General features: G+C 64.4%; 16 protein-coding genes. 7 read left to right on the top strand and 9 right to left on the bottom strand.

Annotated elements, in window-relative coordinates; all coding sequences use genetic code 11:
* Positions 1-124: 124 nt before the first annotated feature.
* The 5 genes from GGD66_RS19635 to GGD66_RS19615 all read right to left on the bottom strand — a co-directional run bounded on the left by GGD66_RS19635 (position 125) and on the right by GGD66_RS19615 (position 4860).
* Positions 125-838: an ABC transporter ATP-binding protein gene (locus GGD66_RS19635; protein ID WP_183258709.1), complete on the bottom strand. Its 714-nt coding sequence runs from the start codon at positions 836-838 to the stop codon at positions 125-127.
* The gene (locus GGD66_RS19630) at positions 835-1590 is read right to left on the bottom strand and encodes an ABC transporter ATP-binding protein (protein WP_183258708.1); all 756 of its coding nucleotides are present in this window, start codon (positions 1588-1590) and stop codon (positions 835-837) included. The genes GGD66_RS19635 and GGD66_RS19630 overlap by 4 nt, the downstream gene beginning before the upstream one ends.
* Positions 1591-1592: 2 nt before the next feature.
* Positions 1593-2612: a branched-chain amino acid ABC transporter permease gene (locus GGD66_RS19625; RefSeq protein WP_183230969.1), complete on the bottom strand. Its 1020-nt coding sequence runs from the start codon at positions 2610-2612 to the stop codon at positions 1593-1595.
* Positions 2609-3511: a branched-chain amino acid ABC transporter permease gene (locus tag GGD66_RS19620; protein ID WP_091952957.1), complete on the bottom strand. Its 903-nt coding sequence runs from the start codon at positions 3509-3511 to the stop codon at positions 2609-2611. The genes GGD66_RS19625 and GGD66_RS19620 overlap by 4 nt, the downstream gene beginning before the upstream one ends.
* Before the next feature lie 89 nt (positions 3512-3600).
* On the bottom strand, positions 3601-4860 hold the full coding sequence (locus GGD66_RS19615; protein WP_179737500.1) for an ABC transporter substrate-binding protein: 1260 nt from the start codon (positions 4858-4860) through the stop codon (positions 3601-3603).
* A gap of 171 nt (positions 4861-5031) precedes the next feature.
* On the opposite strand from GGD66_RS19615, the gene GGD66_RS19610 reads away from it, so the two are divergent.
* Genes GGD66_RS19610 through GGD66_RS19600 form a run of 3 tightly spaced genes read left to right on the top strand, consistent with a single transcriptional unit; the run spans position 5032 to position 9076 of the window.
* Positions 5032-6525, top strand: coding sequence for an AMP-binding protein (locus GGD66_RS19610; RefSeq protein WP_183258707.1), 1494 nt, complete (start codon positions 5032-5034; stop codon positions 6523-6525).
* A complete protein-coding gene (locus GGD66_RS19605; RefSeq protein WP_183258706.1) occupies positions 6522-7169 on the top strand; it encodes a TetR/AcrR family transcriptional regulator in 648 nt (215 codons plus the stop codon). Before GGD66_RS19610 ends, GGD66_RS19605 begins: the two co-directional genes overlap by 4 nt.
* Entirely contained in the window at positions 7166-9076 is a 1911-nt protein-coding gene (locus GGD66_RS19600; protein ID WP_183258705.1) for an NAD(P)/FAD-dependent oxidoreductase, read from the top strand. Before GGD66_RS19605 ends, GGD66_RS19600 begins: the two co-directional genes overlap by 4 nt.
* Before the next feature lie 75 nt (positions 9077-9151).
* On the opposite strand, the gene ald is transcribed toward GGD66_RS19600, so the two are convergent.
* Positions 9152-10267: an alanine dehydrogenase gene (ald, locus tag GGD66_RS19595; RefSeq protein WP_183258704.1), complete on the bottom strand. Its 1116-nt coding sequence runs from the start codon at positions 10265-10267 to the stop codon at positions 9152-9154.
* A gap of 145 nt (positions 10268-10412) precedes the next feature.
* Between ald and GGD66_RS19590 the strand changes: the two genes are divergently transcribed.
* The 3 genes from GGD66_RS19590 to GGD66_RS19580 all read left to right on the top strand — a co-directional run bounded on the left by GGD66_RS19590 (position 10413) and on the right by GGD66_RS19580 (position 13909).
* A complete protein-coding gene (locus GGD66_RS19590) occupies positions 10413-10892 on the top strand; it encodes an Lrp/AsnC family transcriptional regulator (protein WP_026201569.1) in 480 nt (159 codons plus the stop codon).
* Between the two features lie 80 nt (positions 10893-10972).
* Positions 10973-13327, top strand: coding sequence for an Orn/Lys/Arg decarboxylase N-terminal domain-containing protein (locus tag GGD66_RS19585; protein ID WP_092256364.1), 2355 nt, complete (start codon positions 10973-10975; stop codon positions 13325-13327).
* A gap of 6 nt (positions 13328-13333) precedes the next feature.
* Entirely contained in the window at positions 13334-13909 is a 576-nt protein-coding gene (locus GGD66_RS19580) for a GNAT family N-acetyltransferase (RefSeq protein ID WP_183258703.1), read from the top strand.
* Between the two features lie 3 nt (positions 13910-13912).
* Here the strand turns inward: GGD66_RS19580 and GGD66_RS19575 are convergent, their stop codons facing one another.
* The 3 genes from GGD66_RS19575 to GGD66_RS19565 all read right to left on the bottom strand — a co-directional run bounded on the left by GGD66_RS19575 (position 13913) and on the right by GGD66_RS19565 (position 15860).
* Positions 13913-14125: a hypothetical protein gene (locus tag GGD66_RS19575; protein WP_092256375.1), complete on the bottom strand. Its 213-nt coding sequence runs from the start codon at positions 14123-14125 to the stop codon at positions 13913-13915.
* A 121-nt stretch (positions 14126-14246) separates the two neighbouring features.
* Positions 14247-14696, bottom strand: coding sequence for a flagellar basal body rod protein FlgC (locus GGD66_RS19570; protein WP_183258702.1), 450 nt, complete (start codon positions 14694-14696; stop codon positions 14247-14249).
* Between the two features lie 114 nt (positions 14697-14810).
* The gene (locus tag GGD66_RS19565) at positions 14811-15860 is read right to left on the bottom strand and encodes a hydroxyacid dehydrogenase (RefSeq protein WP_038947133.1); all 1050 of its coding nucleotides are present in this window, start codon (positions 15858-15860) and stop codon (positions 14811-14813) included.
* A gap of 253 nt (positions 15861-16113) precedes the next feature.
* Between GGD66_RS19565 and GGD66_RS19560 the strand changes: the two genes are divergently transcribed.
* Positions 16114-16671, top strand: coding sequence for a thiamine pyrophosphate-binding protein (locus GGD66_RS19560; RefSeq protein WP_018315879.1), 558 nt, complete (start codon positions 16114-16116; stop codon positions 16669-16671).
* Positions 16672-16678: the final 7 nt, after the last annotated feature.

Here is a 16678-nt window from a genome sequence, read left to right as displayed (position 1 = left end):
TCGACCCCAAACAGCAATGGAAGCGATTGGCTTTTTTGGTCCCCCGCGGGGAAACTCCTTCCGCCGGAATGACCCCGGACAACCGTTTTCTTCTTCGGGCCTATTCGGGCACCGCCCGCCCGGCTCAAAGGGCCAGATAACGCCGGCGGATCGCCTCATTGGCTTTCAGCTCGTCGATTCCGGCGGCGTAGACGATCTGGCCCTTGTCGATGATCGTGGCGTGGCTCGCTAGCCCCAGGCAGAAATGCATGTTCTGCTCGGCGATCAGCACGGTCGATCCGATGCTTCGAAGCTGCCGCAACAGCTCGCCGATCCGCTGCACGATGATCGGCGCGAGCCCCTCGCTCGGCTCGTCCAGCAGCAACAGCGCCGGATTGCCCATCAGCGTGCGCGCGATGGCCAGCATCTGCTGCTCGCCGCCCGAAAGACGGCCGGCAATGCGATGGCGCAGCGGCTCCAGCAGCGGGAAGACCTCATAGATGCGCTTGATCGGCCATTCGTCCTGCCCCTCCGCCCCCCTCTTCTTTCCGATCACGAGATTGTCCTCGACGGTGTGCTCCGGAAAGATCTGGCGATCCTCCGGCACGAAGCCGAGACCCGCGCGCGCGATCGTATGCGGCTTCTGGCCCGAGATCACCGCGCCGCGCAGGCTCACCCTGCCTCGCCGCGGCGGCACAAGCCCCATGATCGCTTTCATGGTCGTGGACTTGCCGGCGCCGTTGCGGCCCAGCAGTGCCATGGTCTCGCCCTGCCGCACCGAGAGGCCGACGCCGAACAGGATCTGGCTGGTGCCGTAATAGACGTCGAGATCGGCGACTTCGATGACGGGGGCGCTCATGCGGTCGCTCCCGCATGCTCGGTGCCAAGATAGGCCTCGATCACGGCGCTGTTGTTGCGGATCTCGTCGGGCGTGCCGGTCGCAAGAATGCGGCCATAGCAGAGCACGACGATTTTGGGCGCGATCTTGAACACGATGTCCATGTCGTGCTCGATGAAGACGACGGTGATCTTCTGGGTCTCCCAGAGCTCGCGCACCTTGTCGATCATGCGCCAGCGCTCTTCCGGCCCCATCCCGGCGGTCGGCTCGTCCAGCAGCAGCACTTTTGGTTCGAGCACCAGCGCAAGGGCAATATCGAGGAGTTTTTGATCGCCATGCGACAGTGTCGCGGCCGTGCGATGGCGTTTACCCGCAAGGCCGAACAGCTCCATCACGTGCTCGGCGCGGTCGCGTGTCTCCGCCAACGGAAAGCGCTTGTGCAGCACCGCCGAGCTGCGCTGGTCGGCACTGACCGCAGCGAGCATTGTTTCCTGCACCGTCAGCGACTTGAAGATGCTCGCAACCTGGAAGGCGCGGCCGATGCCGTGCCGGACGATCTCCGGCGGCGAGCGGCCGGCGAGATCGACGCCGTCGAGCAGCACCTGGCCGGTGTCAGGCTTCAACGCGCCGGTGATCAAATTGAAGAACGTGCTCTTGCCGGCGCCGTTCGGACCGATCACCGCGGTGAGCGAGCCGTCGGGGAAATCGAGCGAGACGTCGTTGGTTGCCTTCACGCCGCCAAAGGACTTTGCGAGGTTGCGGATCTCCAGCATCGCTAGCGGCCCTCGCCTGCGTCGCGCCGCTGCGAAAACCATTCCGCGACGAAATCCAACAAGCCTTTGCGCAGGCCCAGCGCGAAGAACAGGATGACGACGCCAAGCACGATGCCATGGTACTCGGTGAACCGCGTCACGGTGTCGTTGAGCAGCAGCAAGAGCACGGTGCCGACCATCGGCCCGAGGAAGGTTGAGACACCGCCGAGCATATTGATGAAGATGCCCTCACCCGAGATGGTCCAATAGGCGAATTCCGGATAGGCGCCGGAGACGAACAGCGCCATCACCATGCCGCCCATTGCCGCGAACAGCGCTGCCAGCACGAACACGGTGAGCTTGGCGCGCCAGACGTCGATGCCGAGGAAGCTCGCGCGCGCGGCATTGTCGCGGATCATGCGCAACGTGTAGCCGAACGGCGATTGCGCGATCTGGCGCATCGCGAGCAGGCCGAGGATCAACAGCGCGCAGCTCGTGACATAGAGATGGACGTGGTTGGCGAGATCAATGCCGAGAAAGACCGGTCGCGGAATGCCGCCGCGCAGGCCCTGGTCGCCGCCGGTGAAGGAAGCCCAGGACAGGATGGTCGAGTGGATCAGCATCTGGAAGGCGAGCGTGACGAAGGCGAAATAGATCTCCTTCAGCCGCACGCAGATGGCGCCGATGACAGCCGCAACGAGCGCCGTGATCGCCAGCGTCGCCACGAAGGCGACCGGAATGGGCACCCCAAGCTTCTGCATGATCAGGCCGAAACTGTAGGCGCCAAGGCCGAAGAACATGCCATGGCCGAATGAGGTCAGGCCGGTGTAGCCGACCAGCAGGTTGAGCGAGGTCGCGAACAGCCCGTAGGCGGAGCAGCGGATGACGAAATCGAGCAGCGCCTTGCTGCCCGTCAACAGCGGCACGCTCGCCAGCACGGCAAAGGCGACCAGCGCGATCAGGACGTCGCGATAACGTTGCAGCACCGAGCCACCGCGCACGGGTGCCAGCCCTTGCGCACGTCCGGCCTCCAGCTCGGTCATGCCGCCTCCTTGCCGAACAGGCCGGTGGGTTTCGAGACCAGCACGATCACCATGAACAGATACATCAGGCCTTCGGTGAACAGGGGAAAGCCGAGCGAGCCGAACGAGCGGATCAGGCCGAGCAGCAGCGCGCCGATCAGGGCGCCCAGGATCGAGCCCATGCCGCCGATCACGGTGACGATGAAGGATTCGATCAGCACCGAGAATCCCATGCCGGGCGTCAGCGAGCGCACCGGTGCGGCGAGCGCACCCGCGAGCCCCGCCAGCATGCCGCCGAGCGCGAACACGCCGCCATAGATCAAGCCGGTGTTGATGCCGAGCGCGGACACCATGCCGGGATTCTGCGCGGCGGCGCGGATCACCTTGCCGATCCGGCTGCGCGACAGCCCGATGCCGAGCACGATCGCTGCGACCAGCGCGACACCGATCAGCAGCAGGTAATAAGGTGGCACCACGCCGCCGGCGATGAACAGCGGCATCACCTGGAACGCGGACGGCATGCCCATCGACTTGAATTCCGGCCCCCAGATCAGGCGCACGACATCGTCGAAAATCAGCACGAAGGCGTAGCAGACGAGGAGCTGCATCAAGACGTCCGCGCCATAGACGCGGCTCATGAAGACCCGCTCGAAGATCAGGCCGAGAATGGCCGTGCCGGCCGCGCCCGCCAGCATCGCCAGCGCGAAGCTCCCCGTGAGCTGATAGGCGGTCATCGCGAAATAGGCGCCAAACATGTAGAAGGCGCCGTGGCTGAAATTGACCACCTTGAGCACGCCGAAGATCAGCGTCAGCCCAACCGCGACCAGGAACAGCAGCATGCCGATGATGAGGCCGCTGGTGGTTTGCGTCACCAGGCAGGCGGAACTGGAGAGGCAGCCGGCAAGCGCGTCGAGATCCACGAGAGCACTTTCATTATCGGGCGCCTGACACGGCGCGAAAACTCAAACGAAACGGCGAAGACGGTCACCCGTCTCCGCCGCACATCAGATCAGGTGTAGCCCTTGCTCTTCTTCCACTCGGCCTCGAGCTCGAAGATCGTCTTCCAGTCGCCGGCCTTGACCTCCGGCACATACGGCTCCTGCGGGATCGTGGTGCCCCAGCCGATGGCGTAGCCGACCAGCGTGTGATCGTCGCCGCGCATCGTCACGGTGCCGTCGGCACCGAACGGGCACTTGATGGTGAGGCCCTTCAACGCCTCCGCGATCTTCTTGCCGTCGGCGGAGTTCGCCTTCTTCGCGGCTTCCGCCATCAGCATGATGGCGGTGGCGTTCTCCCACGACCAGTTGGTCGGATATTCGTTGTACTTCGCCTTGTAGGCGTCGCCCCAGGCGGCATTCTCCGGCGTGGTCGGGAAGGTCTTGATGTAGCGGTTGCCGGAGTGGATGCCCTTGGGCAGGTTCTTCACGACAGTGAGCGCGGTGTAGTCGGCCATGTTGACCGCGAACACCTCCATCTGGCCGAACATCGCGTAGATGTTGGCCTGATCGATATAGGAGGTGAGATCGCCGCCCCACAGGCAGGAATAAAGCGCCTGGGGTTTGGCCTGAAGGATCTTCGTCACCACCTCGGTGTAGTCGGGCTGGAACAGCTTGGGCCAGGACTCGCTGATGATCTCGACTTCGGGCGCGAAGCGCTTCAGGTACAGCGTGAACTCCGCCGTTGTGTCGCGGCCATAAGCATAATCGGGCGAGCAGGTCGCCCATTTCTTCAGACCCTTGGTCTTGGCGATCGCCGCGGCATAGCTGCCGCCGATGATGGAATCGTGCACGCCCTGTCGCGCAGTGCGGAAGGCATTGGGAATGTGCTGCTTCGGGTCCGCAGTCAGCGACGAAGTTTCCGAATTGGTGTGGATGCAGAACACGCCGAGATCGCGTGCAACCTCATGCACCGCGAAGGCGCCAGACGAGGCTTCGGCGTCGATCAGCAGCTCACAGCCATCGGTATTCACGAGCTCGCGCGCGACGCGGGCGGCTTCCTGCGGCTGGCCCTTGGAATCGCGGATCACCATCTCGATCTGCCGGCCGGCCAGGCCGCCGGCGACGTTGACCTTTTCGACCTCGAGCATCACCGCATTGCGCGAGGACGTGCCGAGCTGGGCCACGCGGCCCGACAGGATCGTCGGCATACCGATCTTGATGGTCTTGGCTTGCGCACGCGCCACCCAAGGCGCGGCAACACTCATCGCACCGGCACCCATCAGCGCCAGCGTTGAACGGCGGCTGATGCCCGGCGTGCGGGTCCTCGTCATTTTTCCCTCCCTCTGTCGGGTCGGCGTTTCAAATCCCTGTCGGAGATCGTGTCGTCTCCGTATTCCGGAGGATTTCAGAGGGTGGGGGGTGACGTCAAGCCGAAGATGAATTACGAGTCAGAATTCATCCAGGGAGGAAGCGAGGCCGGTAACAGGCCCAAAGTCCGCAAAATGATCAATCTTTCGAGCTTCATCGCCTTTCATGCCCGGCGCACGCCCGACCGGCCCGCGCTGAAATATCGCGGCGAGGAGATTTCCTACGCGGCGTTCGATGCGCGTGTCCGGACGGTGGCGGGCTGGCTCGCTGCGCGGGGCATCGGCGCCGGCGATGTCGTGGCCGTGCTGATGAAGAACAGTGCGGCGTTCCTGGAACTCGTCTTCGCCGCCAGCCATCTCGGCGCGGTGTTCTTGCCGATCAACTTCCGCCTCTCCCGCGACGAGGTCGGCTACATCACTGGCAATGCCGGCGCGCGGCTTCTGATCGTCGACGAGGAATTGGCTGCGAATGCCGCGGGCACAGAGGTTGTCGTGCTCGACGAGGCCGCGCAGCAGAGCCTTACGCGTCTTGCTGGCGATGCGCCGCCCGCGCCGATGCATGTCCGCGCACCATCGGACCTGATGCGGCTGATGTATACCTCGGGCACGACCGACCGCCCCAAGGGCGTGATGCTGTCTTACGATAATTTCTACTGGAAGTCCGCCGACCAGACGATCGCGCTCGGCCTCAGCGCCGAGACCCGGCTGCTCGTCGTCGGCCCACTCTATCACGTCGGTGCGCTCGACCTTCCCGGCCTCGCCGTGCTCTGGCACGGTGGTTTCATTCGCATCGAACGCAATTTCGAGCCGGAGACGGCGCTTGCAGCGATCGCCGAGGACAAGCTCAACGCCGCCTGGTTCGCACCTGTGATGACCAGCGCGATGCTCACCTGCCCGACGCGCGAGCGCTACGACGTCTCCAGCCTGCAATGGGCCATCGGCGGCGGCGAGAAAACGCCGGAGCTGCGCATCCGCGCCTTCGCCGAATATTTCCGCAACGCGCGCTATATCGATGCCTATGGCCTCACCGAAACCGTCGGCGGCGACACCTTCATGGAGGCCGGCCGCGAGATCGAGAAAATCGGCTCGACGGGGCGCGCCATTGCCCATGTCGAGATCGAGATCCGCGACGAGGACGGCAGGGCCGTGCCGGCGAACGTCAACGGGGAGATCTGCCTGCGCGGTCCGAAAATCACGCGCGGCTACTGGAAGGATCCGGACAAGACGGCGTCCGCCTTCTTCGGCGACTGGTTCCGCAGCGGCGACGTCGGTTATCTCGATGAGGATGGCTTCCTGTATCTGACCGACCGCAAGAAGGACATGATCATCTCCGGCGGCGAGAACATCGCCTCCTCCGAGGTCGAGCGCGTCATCTATGAATTGCCTGGGGTGCGCGAGGTCGCGGTGATCGGCCTGCGCGACGCACGCTGGGGTGAACGGCCGGTCGCGATCGTCGTGCTGACCGAGGGCGCCAGGCTCGAGCTCCCTGCCCTCACCGAGCATTGCCGCGCGCGGCTCGCGAGCTTCAAGGTGCCGAAAGAGCTGATCATCCGCGACAGCCTCCCGCGCAATCCATCTGGAAAAATTCTCAAGCGCGTGCTGCGCGCCGAACTGGAGACCGTGGCATGACGCAAGGCCCAGCCACCGCGAAAGTCACAAAGCTCAACCGCGTCGAGCGCAACGCCTGGACCAAGCAGAAGATCTTCGAGGCCGCCACCAAGGTCGTCGGCAAGCATGGCTATGCCGAAGCCTCCGTCGCCCGCATCACCGAACAGGCCGGCGTCGCGCAAGGCACCTTCTACAATCATTTCGAGAACCGCCAGGAGCTGCTCGACCAGCTGCTGCCCAAGATCGGCCTCGACATGGTCGAGTTCATCCGCGTACGCACCGGCACGGCGGATGCGGCGCGGCAGGAGATCGAGCGCTTCGCCGCCTTCTTCGACTTCATCCGCGAGGTGCCGGAATTTTTGCGCATCCTCAACGAGGCCGAATTCTTCGCACCCATCGGTTACCAGAAACATCTCGACAACATCTCGGTCGCCTATGTCCGCATCCTCCGCCGTGCGCGCCTTGCCGGCGCCATCGCGGATTTCAGCGACGAGGAGTTCGAGGCGATCGTCCACATGCTGATGGGTGCGCGCGGCTATCTCAGCCGCCGCTACTCCTACTCGGCCGGCGGCGTCACCGCCGTGCCTGAGCACGTCATCTCCGCCTATCGCAAGCTGATGACGCGCGGCCTCTTCACCGGCTCCGGAGACCAGGACACGCCATGAACATCGAATCTCCGCACAGGCCGCTCGACCTTGCCTCGACCATCGCAGAAGGCGACATCCGCTGCCTCCTGATGGTGCTGGTGCATATGACCGGCGACGAGAAATGGCTCGCGGCGCCGTACTTGCCCAAGCGCGACATCCGCCTCATTCCCGATCCCGAGGCCGGCGTGCCCAAGGAAATCCAGGACGAGATCCGCGCCGCGGTGGTGAAGCTCTTCGCCAATGGCACGCCGAAGCCCGTCATCACCGACCCCGGCGACGAGCTGCTGCTGAAGATGATGCGCGGCTGCCTCGGCGAGAATGTCGCGCCGGAATACGCCCAGCTGATGCGCGAGGAGATGGGCTTTGTGCCGCGCGAGGCGCGCTGGACCCAGCGTCCTTCCGACGACAAGCTCGCGGAGCGGCACGTGCTGATCGTCGGTGCCGGCGTTTGCGCCATCGCGCTCGGCGTGGCGCTCGGTCATCTCGGCATTCCCCACACCATCGTCGAGAAGAACGCCGAGCTTGGCGGCACCTGGTGGATCAACCGCTATCCCGGCTGCGGCGTCGATACGCCGAACCATTCCTATTCCTATTCCTTCGGCTCCGGGAATGCATGGACCCGCTACTTTTGCCAGCGCGAGGAACTGCTCGGCTATCTTCAGAAGGTCGCCGACGAATACGGCATCCGCGAGCACCTGCGCATCAAAACCGAGCTGACCTCGTCGCGCTGGGACGAAGGCAAAAGGCGCTGGATCTCGACGCTCAAGACCGAGAGCGGCGAAGAGACCTTCGAATCCACCGCGATGGTCTCGGCCATCGGCCAGCTCAACGATCCCTCCCGCGCACACTTCGAGGGCGAGGACAAGTTCACGGGAACGATCCTGCATTCGGCGCTGTGGTCCGATGACATCAACATCGACGGCAAGCATGTCGCCGTGATCGGCACCGGCGCGACGTCGATGCAGCTGGTGCCGTCGATCGCCGGCCGCGTCGCCTCGGTCACCGTCTATCAGCGCAGCGCGCAATGGGCGCGGCCGGTGAAGGGCTATGCCGATCCGATCAGCGAGGGTGCGCGCTGGCTGTTGGCGCATCTGCCTTTCTACGTGCAATGGTACCGCTTCAACATGTTCTGGCGCTATGGCGACGGCCTCTTGCCTTTCCTGCGCAAGGACCCGACCTGGCCGCATCCCGAGCGTGCCGTCAACAAGGGCAACGACCGGCACCGCCAGGAGCTGACCGACTTCATCCTGTCGGAATTACAGGGCCGGCCGGACCTGATCGAGAAATGCGTGCCGACCTATCCGCCCTACGGCAAGCGCATCCTGCTCGACAACAACTGGTTCAAGACGTTGACGCGGCCGAACGTGGAGCTCGTCACCGACGCAATCGACCATTTCGACCAGCGCGGCATCGTAACCGCCGATGGCAATCACCGCCCTGCCGACGTCATCGTGGTCGCAACCGGCTTCAAGGTGACGGAAATGGCGGCGCGCCTCAACATCAGCGGCCGCAAAGGCAAGGATTTGCGCGAGGCCTGGAGCAACGACAATCCGACCGCGTTCCTCGGCCTCACCGTGCCCGATTTCCCCAACTTCTTCTGCATGCTCGGCCCCAACTCCGGCCCGGCGCATGGCGGCAGCGTCATCTTCCAGTCGGAATGCCAGAGCCGCTACATCGCCGCCTGCCTCGCCGAAATGATCGAGCACGACGTCGCTGCCATCGACGTCCGCCAGGACGTGCTCGACGACTACGTCCGTAAGGTCGATGTCGAGCACGAAGCGATGATCTGGACGCACCCGGGCATGAGCACCTACTATCGCAATTCGAGTGGTCGGGTGTTTTCGGCGATGCCGTGGCGGTTCGTGGACTATTGGCGCATGACCCATGATCCCGATCTGCGGCAGTACAGGCTGACGAAGGCGTGAACGTTGACCGCTCGGCAGAACCGGTGCACCCTCTCCCTTGTGGGAAAGGGTGAGACATCCGCGTACGCCGCGCCGCTAAGCCGCCAGCCCACTCTCCACCGGAGCAAACTCCAGCCCGAGGCTCTCCGCCACCGCCTTGTTGGTGATGCGCCCGCGATGGACGTTCAGCCCATTTCGCAAATGCGGGTTTTCCAGCACCGCGGCAAAGCCCTTGTTCGCGAGCATCAGGCCGAACGGCAGTGTCGCATTGTTCAGCGCCTGGCTCGACGTCACCGGCACCGCGCCCGGCATATTGGCAACGCAATAGTGCACGACGCCGTCCACCTCATAGGTCGGGTCGGTATGCGTGGTCGCGTGCGAAGTCTCGAAGCAGCCGCCCTGGTCGATCGCGACATCGACCAGCACCGCACCCGGCCGCATCGACTTCAGCATCGCGCGCGTGACCAGCTTGGGGGCGCTGGCGCCCGGCACCAGCACCGCACCGATCACGACGTCGGCGGTGAACACCTCGTCCTCGACCGATTCGATGGTCGAGAAGCGGGTACGCACGCGTCCGGCAAAAAGATCGTCCAGTTGGCGCAAGCGCGGGATCGAGCGGTCGATCACGGTGACTTCGGCACCGAGGCCTGCGGCCATGCGCGCCGCCTGCGTTCCGACCACGCCGCCGCCGAGCACGACGACGCGCGCCGGCTGCACGCCGGGCACGCCGCCCAGCAACAGGCCGCGGCCGCCGGCCGAGCGCTTGAGCGCGGCGCCGGCGGCCTCGATGGCGAGTCGGCCGGCGACTTCGCTCATCGGGGCGAGCAGCGGGAGTTGACCGTTCGCGTCCGTGACGGTTTCATAGGCGATCGCGGTGCATCCGGAGGCAAGCAGGCCCTTGGCCTGCTCCGGATCCGGCGCAAGATGAAGATAAGTGAACAGGATCTGGCCGTCCCGGAGCTGGGCCCATTCGCTCTTCTGCGGCTCCTTTACCTTCACGATCATGTCGGACTTGGCAAAGATGTCGCGGGCGCTCTCGGCAATGGTGGCCCCTGCCCGCCGATACACCTCGTCGGATGCGCCGATGCCGCCGCCGGCACCGGTCTCGACCGTGACCTGGTGCCCGGCCGCGACATATTCACGGACGGCGCCCGGGGTGAGCCCGACGCGATATTCCTGCACCTTGATCTCCTTGGGCACACCGACGCGCATCTTCCGGGCTCCTTTGCCGACGCCTTGATTCTGTTCCTCATCGTAGCGACGGGACCGGTTTGGTTTCGTGCAAATATCCGCTAGTTTCGGCAGGCGCGCGCCGGTTTCCGGCGCCAAGCTGCCCTTTCACGCTGGAAACGAAACATTGGCCCTCGACCGGAAAGACCTCGCGATCCTCGCGGAACTCACGACCAATGCGCGTGCCAGCCACACCGAGCTTGCCAACAAGGTCGGGCTCTCCAGCACGGCGCTGGCCCGGCGGCAGAAGGCTCTGGAGGACGAGGGCTACATCCAGGCCTACCAGGCCGCACTCGATCTCGCCCAGTTCGGCCTCACCATCACCGTGTTGGTGCGCATCGCGCTGGAAAGCCAGAGCGACGACGCGTTGAAGGCGTTCGAGGCGGAGGTGGTGAAATGCCCTTCCGTCGTGCGCTGCTTCCTGATGTCGGGAACCGACGACTACATCCTGATCGTGCTTGCCCGCGACATCCAGGATTTCGAGCGTATCCACCGCACCGAGCTGTCCCGCCTGCCGCGCGTCGCGCGCGTGCAATCGAGCTTTGCCCTGCGCGAAATCGTCAACCGCGCGGTGCCGACGGTGGTATTCGGCGAAGTGAAGCGCTAGCCGGGGCCATCCCGCCTCTTGTCATCCAACTGTCATCGAATGTGCAGAGAGCTGTATCTCCTGCACATTCGGGACAGACCATGGATTATTTCAAGCGCTTCAACTTCCTGTTCGCCGCACCAATGTTCGACGCCGACGATCTCGAAGGCGTCCGCTTCAACCAGATCATCGAGGAGATCCAGCGCTCCGGCTTCGAGGTGGTCCGGGCGCGCAAGCTCGAGGATGCCGAGATGGCGGTGCAGACCGACGCCGCGATCGGCTGCATGGTGGTGGACTGGGGCAAGAAGGGCCTGGAGGGCAAGACCTCGGCGCTGATCAATTTGATGCGCCGCCGCGGCCTCGATTTCCCGATCATCCTCCTGATCCGGCGCAAGCGCTTCGAGGACCTGCCGGTCGAGGTGCTCGATTTCATCGACGGCTATGTCTTCCTGTCCGAGGAGACGCCGACCTTCATCGCCAAGAATCTGATCAGCCGGCTCAAGCAATATGCCGAGACCCTGAAGACGCCGTTCTTTGGCGCCCTGGTCGACTATGCCGAGGAAGGCAACCAGCTCTGGACCTGCCCGGGGCACAATGGCGGCGTGTTCTACAACCGCAGCCCGATCGGCCGGGTCTTCGTCGAGCATCTCGGCGAATCCGTGTTCCGCGACGACCTCGACAATTCCGTGCTCGATCTCGGCGACCTCCTCACCCATGAGGGGCCGGCGCTGAAGGCGCAAAAGGAAGCCGCCCAGATTTTTGGCGCGGAGAAGACCTATTTCGTGCTCAACGGCACCTCGACCTCGAACAAAGTCGCGCTCGGCGCCCTCGTCACCGACGGCGACCTCGTGCTGTTCGACCGCAACAACCACAAGGCCGCCCATCACGGCGCCCTGATGATCAACGGCGGCGTCCCGGTTTACGTGCCGACCATCCGCAACGCCTGGGGCCTGATCGGCCCAATGCGCTGGGACGTGCTGGACGAGAAGACCTTGCGCGAGGCGATCCGCAATCACCCGCTGGTCACGGACAAGGAGGCCTGGCGCAAGGAGCGGCCGTTCCGCGTCGCCGTCGTCGAACAGTGCACCTATGATGGGACGATCCACAGCGCCGAGATGATCCTGAAGCGCATCGGCCATCTGTGCGAGTACATCCTGTTCGACGAAGCCTGGGCCGGCTTCATGAAATTCCACCCGCTCTATGCCGGCCGTTTCGCCATGGGGCTGGCGAACCTTCCGCCGGAAGCACCGGGCATCATCGCGACGCAATCGACCCACAAGCAGCTGGCCAGCTTCTCGCAGGCCTCCCAGATCCACATCAAGGACCGCCACATCCGCGGCCAGAAGCGCCGCGTCGAGCATCGCCGCTTCAACGAAAGCTTCATGCAGCACGCCTCGACCTCGCCGTTCTACCCGCTGTTCGCCTCGCTCGACGTCGGTGCGCAGATGATGAAGGGCCGCTCGGGCGAAGTGCTGTGGGACGACACGATTCGCCTCGGCATCGAGCTGCGCAAGAAGATCCGCGCGATGCGCAGGGAGTTCGAAGAGAAGGAGCAGAACGCCGATCGGCGCTGGTTCTTCGAGCCCTTCGTTCCCGACCGCGTCGCGATTCCCGATGTCGGCCGCCCGGGCGCCGTCCACAACGTCGCCTGGGAAACCCTCTCCACCGATGAGCTCGCCACCAACGCCGCGCTGTGGCAGCTCTCGCCCGATACCAACTGGCACGGCTTCCCCGGCATGGCCGAGGGGTTTGCCATGACAGATCCGAACAAGCTGACGCTGCTCACCCCCGGCTTCGACCGCTCAGGCGCCTATGCCGAGCACGGCATCCCCGCCCCCGTCGTGGCGCAATATTTGCGCGAGAACCGCATCGTCCCCGAGAAGAACGACCTCAACTCCCTGCTCTTCCTGCTGACCCCAGGCGTCGAGGCGAGCAAGGCCGGCACGCTGATCTCCGGCCTTGTCGCCTTCAAGAAGCTCCACGATGACAATGCACTGCTGGCCGACGTCATTCCGGAGTTCTATCAGCGTCGGCAGGCGCGCTATGCCGGCGTGCGCTTACGCGATCTCTGCGGCGAGATGCACCGTTTCTTCCGCGCCGCCGACGTCAGCGCGCTTCAGGCCCGGCAGTTCATGCCCGAGCACATGCCTGAGATCGCGATGTCGCCCCGCGATGCCGCGCGCTATCTGTTCAAGAACGATGTCGACTATTTGCCGATCGAGGCCATCGCGGGCCGCATCGCGACCACGCCCTTCGTGGTCTATCCGCCGGGCATCGCCACCATCGTGCCCGGCGAGCGGCTGACGGAACGGGCCAAGCCCATGGTCGATTATCTCAAGATGTTCGAAACCTGTTTCAACACGTTTCCGGGCTTCGACGTCGAGATCCAGGGCGTCTACAAGGAGATCGATGCCCAGGGGCGCATCGGGCTCTATACTTACGTCGTTGCCGAGTAGGTGCGAATGAACGAAACAGCTGCGCGCGCGAGTGACGAACCCGTCCTGGTCAGACCGTCACGCGACAGCGATGTCGAGGCGATGCTGGCGATCTACCGCCATCACGTCCGCAACGGCGTGGCGCGCGACATCGAAGGAACCGGTGCGCCCGAGCCGGATGATCTGCGCGACCGGCGCAAGAACCTCAAGCAGACCCGCCTGCCGCATCTGGTCGCGACGTTTCGCGGCGAGGTGGTCGGCTATGCCTACGCAGTGTTGTTCCGCAAGCGCCCGGCCTATCGCTACACGGCCAAGCATTCGATCTACGTCCACCACGAGCAGCTCGGCCGCGGGGTCGGACGGCTGCTGCTGCACGAGTTGATCGATGCTTGTGCGGCGGCCGGCTTCCGCCAGATGATCGGCTATATCGACGCCGACAACGCGCCCTCGCTGGCGCTGCACGAGAAGTTCGGCTTCGCGCGCGCCGGCCTGCTTTGCGGTGTGGCCTATCGCCACGGCCGCTGGTCCGACACCGTCATGGTGCAGCGATCGCTCGGCGCGGGGACCACGGCGCCCCCACCCTTCGTGGCGCCGGGCCGGTAGACCTCAGGACGGAAAGTCGGCCGCTCTCACATGGATGCGGTCGGCATGCAGCGACCAGTGATGCAGGGCCTGGTCCTTGCAGAACCTGGCCTTCGCCCGCTCCCTGGCCTCGTTCTCGTCGGAGGCGTCGATTTCCAGCGTACCCTGGCAAATCTCGCTCTGCCGGCCGTACTCGCCGAGCACATCTTTCATGAACTTGACGACATAGGTTGACATGGGACCTCCCTGCTGCCCCGGCCGCACTCTAATCCCATTTAAGCCGGACCGGGGAAGGAGATTTTGACGCGGATCAAGGACCGGCAAGGTTCCCGCCGCCCATCCGGGCGGCAGTCCGCCCTCATGTGGTGATGTCGAGAAGCGACTCTGTCGTTTCCGCGTAAGCCTGAATGACTTTCGCATTGGCAATGAAGCTGTACTTGGCGGCCGCCAGTTGAACGAATTCGCTGGCGATATCGACATTCGGCGCTGCGACCAGCCCATCCTGGTTTGCGAAGGGAGCGCTTGGGTCGGATTGCGCGGTATAGCTCGGCGATACCGTCGACACCTTCGCGATCGTGCCGCCCGGCGTCGAGCCGCTCGATTGGTCGACCTGATCGACGCGCAATGGCACGTAAGCCGCAGGAAACGTCGGAGCAATGCCCGGACTGCCTGTAACGGCCGACGGGCTCGACCCGCCCGACCCCGGCAGCGGGCCGGTCGTTTGAACATTCGCGATGTTGCTCGCGGCCACGTTCGCGCGCAAACTCGCCGCGGAAAGTCCGGATGTCGCAATCGAAAATATGCTCATGGACTTTCAACTACAGGACAAGTGATACGCGTTCACTTACCCGCTCGATAAGATGCGGCGCTTTGCCTTTCCGTCGTGGTAACCAATGATCGGAGCGCGCTGAGCCTTCGCGCCCTACCCCGGCGTCACGCCAAAAGCCTGCTTGAAGCGCTCCGCATAACGCGGCCAGACCTCGGGATTGATGATGCGCGGCGGGCGCTTGCCGTCGAGCGTGTCCAGCACCTGCTCGGCCGCGATCCGCCCCATGTTCTGCCGCGCTTCGATGGTCACTCCCGCGGTGTGCGGGCTCGCCAGCACGTTGTCGAACTGGAGCAGCGGATGCTCCGGCGGTGGCGGCTCCTTGGACCAGACGTCGAGGCCGGCACCGGCGATGCGCTTGTCGCGCAGGGCCTGGAGCAGCGCATCCTCGTCATGGATGAAGCCGCGCGCCGTGGTGATGAAATACGCATGCGGCTGCATCAGCCCGAACTCGCGCGTGCTGATCATGTTGCGGCTGCCCTTGTCGAGCGGACAGGAGATCGAAACGAAATCGGCGCGGCGCAACAGCTCGTCCAGCTCGACCTTCTCTCCGCCTCGCTCGGCCATCACCTCGGCCGACAAATATGGGTCGTAGGCCAGCACCTTCATGCCGAGCAGGCCCTTGCACAGCGCGGCGATGCGGCGGCCGACATTGCCGAGGCCGATGATCCCGACGGTCTTGTGCTCGACCTCGTTGCCGACCAGATCGTTGCGGTTGACGTCGCGCTCGCGGCGCAGACGGCGGTCGGACTGGATGATGCGCTTGGACAAGGTCAGCATCATCGCCAGCGCGTGCTCGGCAACCGAATGGGCATTGCCGCCGGACTGGTTGACGACCAGCACGCCCGCATCCGTGCAGGCCTCGACGTCGACAGGGTCGAAGCCCGCGCCATTGCTGGAGACCAGCAGCAGGTTCGGCGTCCGCCTCAGGAAGGTGGCATCGACATGGAAATGCGGGGCGAGCTCGTCCCGGGCGGCTCCGATCTGGTAAACGTGCGCCGCATTCAGGATCGGTGCGTAGACATCTTCGGGACTCCCGTTCTCGATGCGGTCGAGCCGGACGTCGGGCCGCGCCTTCAGGATGTCGACATAGATCGGATTGGCCAAATAATTGGAGTAGAAGACGCGCTTGCTGTTGACGGACATCAGGACCCTTCCGGCTCTCCAGGGAGATCCGCAAGGTCAGCGCGATGCGCGCCCGTCCGTGCCCCCTCCCGTTTTCTCGTTGTCGCCGCTTATGACATGGCGGCGCCGACCGCGGCAGGCCGTCCAGCGCAGATCACGGTGCGGCCCGGACATGTTGACAATCCCGCCTGCTCCGTCAAGTTCGACCGATCGCCGCGACGGCCAGAACCAAGAAGCATGCGCGGCCCAAGAAAATACGCCAAGGGAGAACGCAATGGCGATTGCGGAACAGCAGACGCAGGGACAGGCGTCCGGTGACCAGAGCTGGCACGGCATCGTCCTGCAAACCCTGAAGCGCAACGAGATCAGCCTCATTCCTTACGTGCCCGACCGGGTGCTGACGCCCCTGATCAAGAACCTGCACGCCGATCCTTTCTTCACCACCTTCGCCACTGCCCGCGAGGAGGAAGCCGTCGGCATCGTCTCGGGCGCCTGGATGGGTGGGCGGCGCGGCGCGGTGCTGATGCAGACCTCCGGCTTCGCCACCCTCGCCAATGTGCTCGCCTCGCTCGCGGTGCCCTACCAGATCCCGCTGATCATGTTCGTGTCCGAGCGCGGCACGCTCGGCGAGTTCAACTACGGCCAGTCCCTGGTCTGCCGCACCATGCGTCCGGTGCTGGATTCGCTGGCGCTGGAGCACCACACCATCACCCGGCTCGACGAGCTCGAATTCATCGCCGACCGTTCGATCAAGCAGGCCGTCACGACACAGGCGCCGGTGGCCCTGATCCTCAACCCGCTGCTCACCGGCGGCAAGGTTTTCGACAAGTGAGCGCCAC

It is taken from the genome of Bradyrhizobium sp. CIR48, from assembly GCF_014198315.1.
Lineage (GTDB): Bacteria > Pseudomonadota > Alphaproteobacteria > Rhizobiales > Xanthobacteraceae > Bradyrhizobium.
Note: the sequence above shows the minus strand (reverse complement) of the source record. Positions and strands in the feature narration are given on the sequence as shown.